The sequence below is a fragment of the Roseomonas genomospecies 6 genome (assembly GCF_008365375.1).
In the GTDB taxonomy this organism is placed as follows: domain Bacteria; phylum Pseudomonadota; class Alphaproteobacteria; order Azospirillales; family Azospirillaceae; genus Azospirillum.
Window position 1 is genome coordinate 42,163 of sequence record NZ_QOKW01000023.1, and the last position, 13,975, is coordinate 56,137.

Annotated in this window: 12 protein-coding genes; all 12 read left to right on the top strand. The window is 70.5% G+C overall.

Annotated features, from left to right (window positions below):
• Complete coding sequence (locus tag DS843_RS23250; RefSeq protein WP_149471218.1) at positions 1 to 2,247, top strand: chemotaxis protein CheA; 2,247 nt, start codon at positions 1 to 3, stop codon at positions 2,245 to 2,247.
• Positions 2,248 to 2,257: 10 nt separating this feature from the next.
• Positions 2,258 to 2,815 (top strand): chemotaxis protein CheW, encoded by a 558-nt coding sequence (locus DS843_RS23255; RefSeq protein ID WP_149471219.1) that lies wholly within the window; start codon positions 2,258 to 2,260, stop codon positions 2,813 to 2,815.
• A gap of 112 nt (positions 2,816 to 2,927) precedes the next feature.
• A complete protein-coding gene (locus DS843_RS23260) occupies positions 2,928 to 5,858 on the top strand; it encodes a methyl-accepting chemotaxis protein (protein WP_167525433.1) in 2,931 nt (976 codons plus the stop codon).
• The gene (locus DS843_RS23265; RefSeq protein ID WP_149471220.1) at positions 5,855 to 6,763 is read left to right on the top strand and encodes a CheR family methyltransferase; all 909 of its coding nucleotides are present in this window, start codon (positions 5,855 to 5,857) and stop codon (positions 6,761 to 6,763) included. The genes DS843_RS23260 and DS843_RS23265 overlap by 4 nt, the downstream gene beginning before the upstream one ends.
• A gap of 3 nt (positions 6,764 to 6,766) precedes the next feature.
• Positions 6,767 to 7,393, top strand: a complete 627-nt coding sequence (locus DS843_RS23270) for a chemotaxis protein (RefSeq protein WP_149471221.1) — start codon at positions 6,767 to 6,769, stop codon at positions 7,391 to 7,393.
• 3 nt (positions 7,394 to 7,396) lie between these two features.
• Positions 7,397 to 8,461, top strand: a complete 1,065-nt coding sequence (locus DS843_RS23275) for a protein-glutamate methylesterase/protein-glutamine glutaminase (protein ID WP_149471222.1) — start codon at positions 7,397 to 7,399, stop codon at positions 8,459 to 8,461.
• Between the two features lie 11 nt (positions 8,462 to 8,472).
• Positions 8,473 to 9,654: a methyl-accepting chemotaxis protein gene (locus DS843_RS23280; RefSeq protein WP_149471223.1), complete on the top strand. Its 1,182-nt coding sequence runs from the start codon at positions 8,473 to 8,475 to the stop codon at positions 9,652 to 9,654.
• Between the two features lie 117 nt (positions 9,655 to 9,771).
• Positions 9,772 to 10,077 carry an STAS domain-containing protein gene (locus DS843_RS23285; RefSeq protein ID WP_149471224.1) on the top strand — a complete coding sequence of 102 codons (306 nt, stop codon included), beginning with the start codon at positions 9,772 to 9,774 and terminating at the stop codon, positions 10,075 to 10,077.
• 5 nt (positions 10,078 to 10,082) lie between these two features.
• Positions 10,083 to 10,811 carry an ATP-binding protein gene (locus DS843_RS23290; RefSeq protein ID WP_167525434.1) on the top strand — a complete coding sequence of 243 codons (729 nt, stop codon included), beginning with the start codon at positions 10,083 to 10,085 and terminating at the stop codon, positions 10,809 to 10,811.
• Positions 10,811 to 11,995 (top strand): response regulator, encoded by a 1,185-nt coding sequence (locus tag DS843_RS23295; RefSeq protein WP_149471226.1) that lies wholly within the window; start codon positions 10,811 to 10,813, stop codon positions 11,993 to 11,995. The genes DS843_RS23290 and DS843_RS23295 overlap by 1 nt, the downstream gene beginning before the upstream one ends.
• A complete protein-coding gene (locus tag DS843_RS23300; RefSeq protein ID WP_149471227.1) occupies positions 11,992 to 13,188 on the top strand; it encodes a PP2C family protein-serine/threonine phosphatase in 1,197 nt (398 codons plus the stop codon). The genes DS843_RS23295 and DS843_RS23300 overlap by 4 nt, the downstream gene beginning before the upstream one ends.
• A 5-nt stretch (positions 13,189 to 13,193) precedes the next feature.
• Complete coding sequence (locus tag DS843_RS23305; RefSeq protein ID WP_149471228.1) at positions 13,194 to 13,835, top strand: DUF3800 domain-containing protein; 642 nt, start codon at positions 13,194 to 13,196, stop codon at positions 13,833 to 13,835.
• Positions 13,836 to 13,975: the final 140 nt, after the last annotated feature.

Sequence of the window (13,975 nt, forward strand, 5' to 3'; positions counted from 1 at the left end):
GTGGAAGACCTGAGCCGGTTCAAGCAAACCTATTTCGACGAAAGCGCGGAGCTTTTGGCCGTCGCCGAATCCGGCCTGCTGCGGCTGACGCCGGGCGATGTCGATTCCGACGAGGTGAACGCCATATTCCGCGCCGTCCATTCCATCAAGGGCGGCGGCGGCGCCTTCGGCTTCACCGAACTGGTCGCCTTCGCGCACGAGTTCGAGACGGTCATGGACGGGGTGCGCAACAACACCGTCCCCGTCACGACGGAGCTGGTGGACACGCTGATCCGCGCCAACGACCTGCTGGGCCAGATGCTGGCCTACGCGCGCGAGGGCGATCCCGCCCCGGCGGGAACGACGGACGGCACCGTGGCCGCCCTGCGCCGCCATCTGTCCGGCGGCGGCGCTCCGCAGACCCAGGCACCGGCGGCTCCGTCCACGCCCCCGGTCCAAGCTCCCGTCCAAACCTATGCGGACGAGGAGGACGACGAGGCCGGCCTGTTCGGCGACGCCATGGCGGCCATCGCCGCCGCCCGCGCCGATGAAAACGCGGTGCCCCCCGGCAAGGTTCGCTGGACCATCGTCTTCCGGCCCAAGACCGATCTGCTGATGTCGGGCAACGAGCCGACCTTCATGCTGCGCGCCCTGCGCCGGCTGGGGGACGCGGAGATCGCGTGCCACACCGACGCCCTGCCCAACCTCCAGAACCTGGAGGCGGAGCTTCTCCACCTCTCCTGGACGGTCACGCTGATCGCCGATCCGGACGTGGATCTGGACAAGATCAACGACGTCTTCGAGTTCGTGGCCGACGAGTGCGACATCCGCATCACCGCGGAAGCCCCGCCGCCCGCCCTCACGGAACCCGCCTCCGAGCCGCCGGCGCCCGTCACCGACCCGGTTCCCGTCGCCGCCGCCGCCGCCGCCCCGCCGGCCATCGCTCCCGCCAAGGCTTCGGAAGCCCCGAAGGCCGAGGCCGCCCGCCCGCGCCCCAACGGCGGCGGGGCGGAGCATGCCGGACTGACCAGCCACACCATCCGCGTGGACCTCGACAAGATCGACCGGCTGGTCAACATGGTCGGCGAGATGGTCATCACCCAGGCGATGATCGCGGAGCATGTGCGCGAACTGCCCCCCGGCGAGTTCCAGGAGCTTCTGGAAGGGCTGGAGCAGTTGGCCCAGCACACCCGCGAGCTGCGCGAGAACGTGATGTCGATCCGCGCCCAGCCGGTGTCCAGCGTCTTCTCCCGCATGCCGCGGCTGGTGCGCGAATGCGCCGCCGCGACGGCCAAGGAGGTGCAGCTCGTCACCAGCGGCGAGACGACGGAGGTGGACAAGACGGTGGTGGAGAACCTCGTCGATCCGCTGACCCACATGATCCGCAACTCCATCGACCACGGCCTGGAAAGCCCGGAGGAGCGGGAGCGCATCGGCAAGCCGCGCGCCGGCACCGTTCATCTGTCGGCGCAGCACCGCTCGGGCCGCATCGTCATCGAGATCACCGACGACGGGCGCGGCATCAACCGGCCCAAGGTGCTGTCCAAGGCCATCGAGAAGGGACTCGTCCAGCCGGGCGCCAGCCTGTCGGACGAGGAGATCGACAACCTCATCTTCCTGCCCGGCTTCTCCACCGCCGATCAGGTGTCCAACCTGTCGGGCCGCGGCGTCGGCATGGACGTGGTGGTGCGGAACATCACCTCGCTCGGCGGGCGCATCGGCGTCTATTCCACGCCCGGCGAGGGCTCGCGCTTCGTGCTGTCGCTGCCGCTGACCCTGGCGGTGCTGGACGGCATGGTGATCTCCGTCGGCGAGGAGCGCTTCGTCCTGCCCCTGACCAACATCGTGGAGAGCCTGCGCCCGAAGGCGGCGGACCTGCACGGGCTGGTCGGCAAGTGCGACGTGATGATGGCCCGCGGCGAGTATGTCCGGCTGGTCTACCTGCACCACCTGTTCGGCATCCCCGGCGCCGTCGCCGACCCCACCGGCGCGCTGGTCGTTCTGGTGGAGACGGAGGACGGCTCCCGCCTCGGCCTCGTCGTGGACGAGGTGCTGGGCCAGCAGCAGGTCGTCATCAAGAGCCTGGAAGCGAACTTCCGCCGCCTCGACGGCGTGGCCGCCGCGACGATCCTGGGCGACGGGCGCGTCGCCCTGATCCTGGACGTCGCCGGCCTGCGCGAAATGAGCCGTCACATGGAATCCAGGGCCCCGCGTCCGCCGTCCCCGGCGGCGGCCGCGCTGCCCGCCCCCGCACTCGAACCGGTCTGAGGCCACAGCGATGAGCAGTTCCACCGCGCTCGCCACCGTCGGAGGCACCCGCACCGACGCCCGAAACGACGTCATGTCGGTCAACGCCGCCGAGGAGCAGTACGTCACCTTCACCGTCGGCAGCGAGGAATACGGCGTCAACATCCTGTCGGTCCGCGAAATCCGCGGCTGGACGCCGGAAAGCCGCCTGCCGAACCTGCCGGACTATGTGCGGGGGGTCATCAACCTGCGCGGCATCATCATCCCCATCTTCGACCTGCGCGCCCGCTTCGGCGGCGGCGCCACGGCGGTCACCAAGCGCCACGTCGTGGTGGTGATCCAGGTGGGGGAACGCACGCGCGGCATCCTGGTGGACGCCATCTCCGACATCCTGGCGATCGGCCACGACGCCATCAAGCCGCCGCCCGACGTGGACAGCGGCATGGTCGACACCGAATATCTCAGCGGCCTCTACACCGCCGACGACCGCATGGTCACGCTGCTGAGCGTGGAGAAGCTGTTCTCCGTCGAGAACGGCGCGCTGGACGCCGCGGCGAAGGCGCTTCCGGCGCTGGAGCGGGCGTCCTGAGCGGCACACCCCCGTGACGTCGACGGGGGGGTGCGTCATGTCGCGGCTTTCCACAAGGACAGGTTTCGAATAGGGCTGACGCCGACATGACACGGCGGGCAAGGGGGATTGCATGGCGCAGGGGCTCGGTTCGTTCGTTGGGGCAATGGGCATCTCGAAGCGGTTGTGGCTGGCCTTCGGCCTTCTGCTGGCCCTGCTGACGGCGCAGGTCGGCGCCGGCCTGCTGAGCATCCGCAGCCTGAACGGCAGCGTTGACGGCGTGCTCGCCAGTTCCGAACTCGCCAGCTTCGCCAAGGAGCTTTCCGCCCGCCTCGCCAACCAGCGCATCCACGGGCGCGACTATCTGGTCTCCGGCGACCCCGCCGCGCTCGGCCGCCAGCGGACCCTGCGGGCCGAGTTCGATCAGGCGATGGCCGCCCACGAAGCGGCCGTCAAGCGCTCCTCCCAGGCCGCAGCCTTCGCCGAGCTGGCGCGCCTGCACGCCGAATACCACACGCAGTTCGAGGCGATCCGGACCGTCCGGGAACGCTACGACGCCGCCATCCGCCAGCGCATGGACCCGCTGGGCACCCAGATCACCGAAACGCTGGAGCGCATCGTCGAAGGCGCCCAGACCACCGGCGACAAGGACGCCGCCCTGGTCGGGGAGGAGATGGTGAAGCACTGGGTGCTCACCCGCCTCTTCGCCAACCGCGCGCTCGGCATGCGCGACGCCGCCGCTCCGGCGCCGATGGAGAAGAATCTGGCCGAGATGCTGGAGCATGTGCGGGAAGCGCAGGCCCTGCTGACCGAGCCCCGTCTGGCCGCCATGCTGCGCGATGTGGAGGAGCGGGCGCCGGGCTACCGCACCGCCTTCCGCGACGCCGTCGCCGCCGACCGGGAGATCGACCGCCTGCGCGCCGAGGTTGTCGCCAAGGTGGTCTCCGCCCTGAACAGCACCCTGGACTCCATCGGCACCGCCGTCCAGTCCGAGCAGGCCGCGATCGAGGCGCGCGCCGAGGCGGAGGTGAGGAACAGCCTCATCCTCGCCCTGGCGCTGGGCGGCCTGTCGCTTCTGCTGGGCATCGGCGCCGCGCGGGTCATCGCCCGCTCGATCACCGGCCCGGTCCAGGGCATCCGCAAGGTGATGACCGACCTGACCGACGGCCATCTGTCCGTCACCGTCCCCCACACCGACGGGCGCGACGAGCTGGGCGAGATGGCCCGCGCCGTCGCCGCCTTCAAGGAGGACGCGGTGACCGCCGTGCGGGCGGGGATCGCGCTGGACCGCGTGTCGTCCTGCATCATGACGGTGGGCGAGGACGGGACCGTCACCTACTGCAACGCCGCCGCCCTGGCGATGTTCAAGGCCGCCGAGTTCGACCTGCGCCAAGCCCTGCCGGCCTTCGACGCCAACGGGCTGATCGGGCGCACCGTCGACGCCCTCGACACGGAGGCGCCGCGCCTGCGCAACAGCCTGACCGGCCTCGCCAGCCCCTACAAGGGCATGGTGAAGGCGGGCCGCCGCAGCTTCGAGATCACCGCCAGCCCGGTGACCGGACGCCATGGCGAGAAGCTGGGCCTCGTCGTCGAATGGCGCGACCTGACCGCCGAACTGTCCATCGAGGCGGAAATCGCCGACATGGTGGACAGCGCGGTGCGCGGCGACTTCTCCCAGCGGATCGCGCTCGACGGCAAGACCGGCTTCTTCCGGCTGGTCAGCGAGGGCATGAACCGGTTGGCCGTCAACATCTCCGGTGTGACCGAGGATCTGGCCGCCATGCTGGAATCGCTCTCCCAGGGCGACCTGTCGCGGCGCATCGACAAGCCGTACGAGGGCGTGTTCCTGCGCCTGAAGGACGATTTCAACGGCACGGTGCAGAAGCTGTCGGAAATCGTCCGCCGGATCAACGGCGCCGCCGAATCCATCGCCGCGGCCAGCCGCGAGATCGCCGACGGCAGCCTGGACCTGTCCGAGCGGACGGAGCAGCAGGCCTCCTCGCTGGAGGAGACGGCGGCGAGCATGGAGGAGCTGGCGGCCACCGTCCGCTCCAACGCCGACAACGCCCAGCAGGTCAACGCCTTCGCCAACGACGCCCGCCGCGCCGCGGAAAAGGGCGGTCAGGTCGCCGTCAGCGCCGTCGAGGCGATGCGCGGGATCGAACGGTCGTCGCAGAAGATCTCCGACATCATCGGGGTGATCGACGAGATCGCCTTCCAGACCAACCTGCTGGCGCTGAACGCGGCGGTCGAGGCGGCGCGGGCCGGCGACGCGGGCCGCGGCTTCGCCGTGGTGGCGCAGGAGGTGCGCAACCTCGCCCAGCGCTCCGCCCAGGCGTCCAAGGAGATCAAGACCCTGATCCTGGACAGCGGGACGCAGGTGAAGGAGGGGGTGGAGCTGGTCCGCTCCGCCGGCTCCTCGCTGACCGACATCGTGGCGGGCATCGCGCGGGTCGCCGACCTCGTGTCGGAGATCGCCCGCGCCACCGCGGAGCAGGCGTCCGGCCTGGACGAGGTGAACACCGCCGTCGCCCAGATGGACGAGATGACCCAGAAGAACGCCGCCCTGGTGGAGGAAAGCACCGCCGCCGCCCGCTCGCTGGAGGAGCAGGCCGGGCAGCTCCGCCAGCAGATGGCCTTCTTCTCCCTGGACGGCGGCGGCCAGCGGGGCGGCGCATCCGATCTCGCCCGCCACGTCCAGTTGATCGAGAACACCAAGATCGACCATGTGACCTTCCGCGAGAACGTGCTGAAGGCCGTCCAGGGCCATGGCGACGCCACCGCGGACCGGCTTTCCGACCATCACGGCTGCCGGCTGGGCAAGTGGTACGACACGGTGACCGACGAGGCCGTCCGCTCCAGCCCGGTCTTCGGCCAAATCGCCGAACCGCACGCCCGCTTCCACGAGGCGGGAAAGCGCGCGCTGCGCGCCCATGAGCAGGGGGACGACGCCGCCACGGCCCAGGCCCTGGCCGATCTGGAGCGGCTGTCGGGCACCGTGCTGGGCCTGCTGGACAAGCTGGCCGCCGACGTCCGGGCCAAGGCCCGCGGACGGGCTGCATGACCACCGCGCCCACCCCCTCCCCGGTGCCGCCGGACCGCGCCGCGGTCTCTCCGGCGGTGTCCGGCCGGCGGGAGTTCCCGTTCGAGCGGCGGCACTTCGACTTCATCGCCCGCATGCTCTACCAGCTTGCCGGGATCGCGCTGGCCCCGCACAAGATCGAGATGGTCTATTCCCGCCTCGCCCGGCGGCTGCGCGACCTGCGCCTGGCGGACTTCGACACCTACTGCGCCCTGCTGGAGAGCGAGGAGGGGGCGAACGAGGTCGGTTTCCTGGTCAACGCCCTGACCACCAACCTGACCAGCTTCTTCCGCGAAGCGCACCATTTCGACTTCCTGGCGAAGAAGGCGGTGCCCGAAATGCGCACCCGTCACGCCGGGGAGTCCTCCCATCCGCGGCTGCGCATCTGGTCCGCCGGCTGCTCCTCCGGGCAGGAGCCCTACACCATCGCCATGGTGCTGGCCTCCAGCTTCGGGCCGGAGCTGCGGCGCTGGGACGCCAAGATCCTGGCGACCGACATCGACACCCACATGGTGGACACCGCCCGGCGCGGGGTCTACGCCGCCGATCTGGCGGCCAGCATCCCGGCCCCCTTGCGCGACCGCTACACCCGGCGCCTGCGCGAGGACGGCGAATCGTCGGTGGCGATGGAGGAGGAGCTGAAGCGGCTCATCACCTTCAAACCGCTGAACCTGCTGGAGCGCTGGCCCATGAAGGGGCCGTTCGACGCGATCTTCTGCCGCAACGTGCTGATCTATTTCGACCGCGTCGGGCGGACCCAGGTCATCGGCAACTTCGCCCGCATGCTGGAGCCCGGCGGCTATCTGTTCCTCGGCCATTCGGAGAGCCTGTACGGCGTGTCGGACCGCTTCCGCCAGACCGGCCCCACCATCTACCGGAGGCTGTGAGGCATGACCGCTTTCGCAAGCCGCCGCGCGGCGGACGCCCGGCAGACCGGCGGCTACTTCCACCCGCAGTTCCGCGCCCACACGTTGAAGGTCTTCCTGGGCCATCATCTGGTCAGCGACCGGTCCGACGTGATGATGGTGACGACGCTGGGGTCCTGCGTGGCCGCCTGCGTGCACGACCCGGCGACGGCCATCGGCGGCATGAATCATTTCCTGCTGCCGGAGGTCCCGGAGTCCGAGGACGGCGGCGCCGGGGCGGCGGCGCGCTACGGCTCGGTCGCCATGGAGCGGCTGATCAACGAGCTGCTGTCCCGCGGCGCCCAGCGCACGCGGCTGGAGGTGAAGCTGTTCGGCGGCGCCCGCGTCATCGACTCCAGCTTCGACGTCGGCCAGCGCAACGCCGCCTTCGCGCTCGATTATGTGCGGCGGGAGGGTCTGAAGCTGGTCGGCCAGGACCTGGGCGGCGCCTCGGCCCGGCGCATCCACTACTTTCCCCACAGCGGACGGGCCATGCGCAAGATGCTGCGGCCCGAGGCGCTGTCGGAGACGGCGAACCAGGAACTGCATTTCCGCACCACCCTCCGGCAGCAGCCGATCGAGGGCGACGTGGAACTGTTCGGGGAGGACTGAGCCATGACACGCCCCATCCGCGTCGTGATCGTGGACGACAGCAGCCTGATGCGGGAGATGCTGAAGGCCATCATCTCCGAGGAGCCCGGAATCGAGGTGGTCGGCGTCGCCCGCGACCCCTACGAGGCGCGGGACGTCATCAAGCACACCAACCCCGACGTCGTCACGCTGGACGTGGAGATGCCGCGGATGGACGGGCTGTCCTTCCTGGAAAAGATCATGACGCTGCGCCCGACGCCGGTCGTCATGGTCTCCTCCCTGACCCAGGAGGGATCGGAGGCGACGATCCGCGCGTTGGAGATCGGGGCGGTTGACTGCGTGGCCAAGCCCGACGGCTCCGACGGCCACGGGTTCGAGGCGATGGCGTACGAGCTGATCGGCAAGATCCGCATCGCCGCCACCGCCCGCCTGTCGATGCGGCGCCCCCACCCCGCGACCGCCACCCTGCCGACGCCGCGCCGCGCCGGGTCGGGCACCCGCTTCATCGCCATCGGCGCCTCCACCGGCGGGGTGGAGCGCATCCGCGACGTGCTGGCCGTCATGCCCGCCGACTGCCCGCCCATCGTCATCACCCAGCATATGGGGCCCAGCTACGTCCCCAGCTTCGCCGCCCGGCTCGACCGCATCTCGCCACCGTCGGTGGAGGTCGCCACCCAGGGCGCCCCGCTGGTCCAGGGCAAGGTCTACATCGCCCCCGGCGACCGGCATCTGGTGATCATCCGCGACGCCCAGGGCTATTCCTGCCACATCCAGGACGGGCCGGCGGTCAGCGGCCACCGCCCGTCGGTGGACGTGCTGTTCTCCTCGGTCGCCAAGGCGGCGGGGGCGAACGCGGTGGGGGTGATCCTGTCCGGCATGGGCCGCGACGGTGCGTCGGGCATGCTGGCGATGCGCGACGCGGGGGCCTATACCATCGGCGAACAGGAATCGAGCTGCGTCGTGTACGGCATGCCGCGCGCCGCCCGGGAAGCCGGGGCGGTCGCCGTCGAACTGCCGCTGGCGCAGATACCGGCCGAGATGCTGCGCGCGTTCGACGCCATCGGCGAACACCGCACGCGCGCGAACTGAGGAGCAGCACCATGTCTTTCTACGGCCGCGCGCCCCACCTGGAAGCCGGACCGGAACCGCAGGAGCCGGGCCATCCGGGAAGCGGTTTGCCGGGAAGCGGTCTGCCCGGAAGCGGTCTGCCCGAAGTGGGCGAGAAGATTCCGTTGACCGGCGAGCTTCTGGCGACCTGGATGGGCTACGCCGATGTCCAGCGCCGCACGCTGGAGGTCATCCAGCACGAGCTGTCGCGCACCTCCACGACGGTGGAGGACGCCACGCTCGACCTGTCCCACCGCTTCCGCGAGCTGGCCGAGAAGGCCATGCAGCAGTCGGAGCGGGTGGAGCAGATCGTCGGCATGGCCGGTTCCGTCTCCATCGACGGCGAGCGGGTGCCGATGGACCAGCTCGTCACCGGCATGCAGCAGATGATCGCGGACATGATCGCGAACATCGTCACGCTGTCCCGCCACGCGATGAGCATGGTCTATCTGCTGGACGACGTGCAGAAGGACGTGTCGGAGCTGGAGAAATCCATCGGCGACATCGACGCCATCAACCGCCAGACCAACTTCCTGGCGCTGAACGCCACCATCGAGGCAAGCCGCGCCGGGGAGGCCGGCCGGACCTTCGCCGTGGTCGCGCAGGAGGTGCGCCACCTCTCCCGCTCCACCGGGGCGCTGGCCGACCGCATGCGCTCCAAGGTCACCGCGGTGGTGAAGGGCGTGCGCAACGGCCACGAGATCCTGCGCCAGATCGCCGACACCGACATGTCCCCCCAGATGCTCGCCAAGGAGCGGGTGGACAAGACCATGGACAGCCTGGTCGACCAGACCAACCATTTCCAGGCGGTGCTGGAAACGGCGGCGGCCGTGTCGACCGACATGTCCACCACCATCAGCCGCATGGTCACCGGGATGCAGTTCCAGGACCTGACCAAGCAGCGGCTGGAGGCCATCAACGACAGCCTCGCCATCATGGCGGAAGGCTTGAACGAACTCGAAAAACGCACCCGCGTCGAAATGCCCGCTTCCTTGGGGCCGCAGGTTCCGCAGGAATGGCTCGACGAACTGCTGGGCCGCTTCAAGCTGAGCGAGATGCGCCAGCGCTTCGTGCGCAAGCTGTTGCTGGAGGGGACGGCGCTGGACGAGCATGGCGCGCTTGACGTGAATGCCGGCCAGGACGACAGTTCCGGCGGCGACATCGAACTTTTCTGAGGTAGCGAACTTTCCCGAGGTTGAGGGATTTTCTGGAATCCTCAACCGCTCTTGCCCCATTCTGGCGTGGTCCCCAAAAGGCCACCCGCCACACGACCCTTCAGGAACACCGGACCGATGGACTACGGAATTGAGGACAAGGAGCAGGAGACCCTGGTTCGGTTGCGCGGTCGCCTGACCTTCAACGACCACGCCAAGCTGCGCGCCCTGATCCGCGAGATGCTGCAGAACAAGGCCAAGCGCCAGGTTCTGGACCTTTCCGCGCTGGAATTCGTCGACTCGGCCGGGATCGGCATGCTGCTGATCGCGCGGGAGGAGATGGCGAACGCGGACAAGCAGCTCGTCCTGCGCTCCGCCGCCGGTCAGGTCAAGCGCGTGCTGACCGTGGCCCAGCTCAACAAGATCGTGACGATCGAGGACTGATCCCCTTGGTCCCCTCCCCCACCCACGTCGCCGCCCTGCACGGCCTGGGCGTGCCGCCCGACCGGCTGGAAGGGCTGTCGGCGGCGCTCCGGCTTCCGCCCTGGCAGCCCGGCTCCCCGGCGGGGGAAGGATTCGGCCCGTCCGTTCTGCTGCTGGTGGGCGACGCCGACGCCGTCGAGGCGCCGGACTTCTGGCAGCGGCCCTATGGGGCCTGGATCGAGGTCGCCGGCCTGACCGACGCGCAGATCGCGGACGCCGCCGGGCGCGCCACCCGCGCCGACCTGTTCGCCTGCGTGACGACGGCGACCGCCAACCGGCTGCATCTGGCCGGGCGCATCCTGAACGCGCTGGCGGCGCTGCACCCCATGCCGGACGCCCAGCGCGACGACATGGAGCTGGCCCTGCACGAGGCCATCAGCAACGCGGTGGTCCACGGCAACCTCCAGGTCGAGGGCATGAAGGGGCTGAGCGTGGAGGCGCTGGAGCGCTTTTCCCACGATCTGGCCGCGCGCATGGCCGATCCCACCTTCGCCGGCCGCCGGATCGAGGTGGCCGTCTGGGTGGAGAGCGCCGCCGTGGTGGTGGAGGTCGCGGACGAGGGAACCGGCTTCGCCCGGCCGGAGCGCATCGATTACGGCGCTTCGGGCCGCGGGCTGGACCTGATTGCCGCCATCGTGGAGGAGCTTCAGCTTCTCGACGGCGGGCGGCGCATCCGCATGAGGTTCCCCCTCTGATGGACTCCGCCATCGCCGCCTGCCGCATCCTGGTGGTGGACGACACCGACTTCAACCGCACGCTGATCGGCGCCCTGCTCACCGAAGCCGGATTCGGGAACATCGCCTACGCCAGGGACGGCTTCGACGCGCTGGCCCAGATCGCGGCGCAGGCGCCGGATCTGCTGATCCTCGACATCATGATGCCGGGGATGGACGGGTTCGAGGTGTGCCGCCGCCTGCGCGCCGACCACGCCTACGCCGACCTGCCGGTCCTGGTGCAGACCGCCCTGTCGTCCAGCGACGACCGCAACCGGGCCTTCGCCGCCGGCACCACCGACCTGATCTCCAAGCCGCTGGACCGGATGGAGCTGGTGGCCCGCGTGCGCATCCACCTGGAGAACCGAGTGCTGATCCGCAACCTCCAGACCTACCGCGCGCGGGTCGAGGGGGAGCTGGCGATGGCGCGCTCCATGTACGACCATCTCCTGCCCTCCGCGTCCCTGCGCGCCTCGCTGAAGGAGAGCGCCGGGGTCGAGCTGCGGTCCCACACGGCGCTCTCCTCCGACATGGGCGGCGATCTCTGGGGGGTGCTGCCCTTGGCGGGCGGGCGGTTCGGGCTGTTCCTGCTGGACATGGCCGGGCGCGGCGTGTCGGCGGCGCTGAACGCCTTCCGCATGCACACGCTGATCCACGAGCTGGCGCCCCGTCTGGGCGAGCGGCCCGACGCCTTCCTGACCGAACTGAACGAGCGGGCCGTCAGCCTGCTGGAGCTTGGACAGCACGCCACGGTGATCTACGGCGTGGTGGACGGGGCTGCGGAGCGCTTCACCTACGCCGCCGCGGCGGCGGCCCCGCCGGTGCTGATCCCGCCGGCCCGGACTCTGCCGGACGGTGCGCCGCTGGCCTTCGGCGAGGGCGCCGGTCCGCCGGCGGGTGTCGCCGCCGGCACCCGCTACGAGGCGCGGACCCTGCCCTTCCCGCCGGACTCCGTGCTGGTCCTGCATTCCACCGCGGTGCTCGACGCGCTGGACGGCGCCGGCGGCGGCCTTGCCGGGCTGCTGCGGAGCGCGGTCGCGGAACGTACCGTCGCGGATGGCGGCGACGCCTTCGCGGCGGTGACCGCGGCCCTGGCCGCCGCGCAGGGCGAGGTGCCGCGCGACGACCACACGCTGGTCTGGATCGAGCGCGGGGGTGCCCGATGAGTGACCTGCTGGAGGCCCCGGGTCTGGAAACGGCCCGCGTCCTGGTGGTGGACGACAACCGCGTGAACCGCCACCTGCTTCAGGCCCTGCTGGAGCGCGGCGGGGTCAGCCGGATCGACATGGCGGAGGACGGCAACGACGCGCTGGCCCGGCTGGACGCCTTCCAGCCCGACCTGATCCTGCTCGACCTGATGATGCCGAACCTGGATGGGTTCGAGATGTGCCGGCGCCTGCGCCAGATCCCCGCCTGGAAGGATCTGCCGGTCCTGGTGCAGTCCAGCCTGAACCGGGCGGAGGACCGCGCCAAGGCCTTCGCCGCCGGGGCCACCGACTATGTGACCAAGCCGATCAACGCGGTGGAGCTGCTGGCCCGCGTCCGCATCCATCTGCAGAACCGGACGCTCCTGCACGACCTCCAGCGCTTCCACGAGCGGACGGAGAGCGAGCTGTCGCTCGCCCGCAAGATGCAGGAACGGCTCATGCCCTCGCCGGAGCGGCTGGCCGAGGTGGAGGCGGCGGCGGGGGTGAGCATCGCCGCCCATTTCGCCCCCTCGTCGGAGCTGGGCGGCGACTTCTGGGACCTGCGGCACGACAGCGGGGATCGGGGCGGGGAACAGGGACCGGGCCGGACCATGCTCTACATGGTCGATTTCTCCGGCCATGGCGTGGGAGCGGCGCTGAACACCTTCCGCCTGCACGCGATCTGCCAGCAGATGGACGTGTCCGGCATGACGCCGGCAGCCTTCCTCTCCACGATCAACCGGCGGCTGTGCGCGCTGCTTCCCAACGGGCAGTTCGCCACGATGCTGGCCGGGGTGATCGAGCCGGCGGAGAACCGCTTCGTCTACGCCTCCGCCGGATCGACGCGCCCGATGGTCTGGGCGCCGGGCGATTCCGCGCCGCTGCTGGGCGACAGCGCCGGCCTGCCGCTCGGCCTGCTGGCCTCGGCGGAGTATGAGGAGCGCTCCGTTCCCCTGCCGCCGGGCGGACGCCTGTTCCTCTATTCCGACGGCGCCATCGAGATCCCGGTCGGCGACGACGTGCTGGACGAGCCGGGCCTCGCCGCCATGGTCGCCGAGCGGATGGGCGAGGCGGACGGTCACCGTTTCCTCGGCGGGCTTCTGGACCGCCTGCGCGCCGCCGGCCCCATCGACGACGACCTGACGGCGCTGCTGCTGACCCGCGCGGGTTGACATGCATGCACGTCTTCTGTGACGAATCCGGCGGGGCGGGACGGGACGACAGCCTGTTCCTGGCCGTCGCCGTGCCGCTGGCGGCGGACCGGGCGGCGCGCCTCATGAAGAGCTTCCGCAAGGCCACCGGGCTGCGCGGCGAGGTGAAGGGCAGCCGCCTGTCCGACCGCGACCGCGCCCTGTTCCTCGACCTTCTGGGCCGCAACGCCGTTCCAGCCGCCGCCGCCGCGGTGTGCAGCGGCCACGACCCGCTGGGCAACTGGGCCATCGGCGCCCTGGACGAGCAGGAGTTGTGGGCGGAGCTGATGGTGGAGTGCAGCCTGACCCTGGGGACCGGCGCCGCGGCGCTGGCGGTGACGGTGGACCGGCGCTATCACGGCTCGCAGGGCCAGCGCGCGCAGCGGCGGATCGCCGCGGCGCTCGCCAACCGCAGCGGGGCCAACCGCATCGCGGTCCAGTTCGTGGACAGCGCGGCCAGCGACGGCGTGCAGATCGCCGACATCCTGGCGAACACCGTCTACCGCGACCTGACCGCGGCGCGCGCCCGGCGCGGCTTCGCGGAAGGTTTGGCCGCCGGCCTCGTCGCCGTCCGCCCGCTGGAGTTGAAGGACCGGCGACCGCACTGGCTGGAACCGGTGACCGCCTGACGACCGTTGCCCGAACCAAAAGAGCCGCCCCGAGGGACGGCTCCTGATTGGGTGTCGGCGCGCCGCCGACGATCCCGCCTGAAGTCACTGACGGGGCCATACAGCCCCTCCTGAGCGGGCGGCGGTTGCGGTGCTTGCGC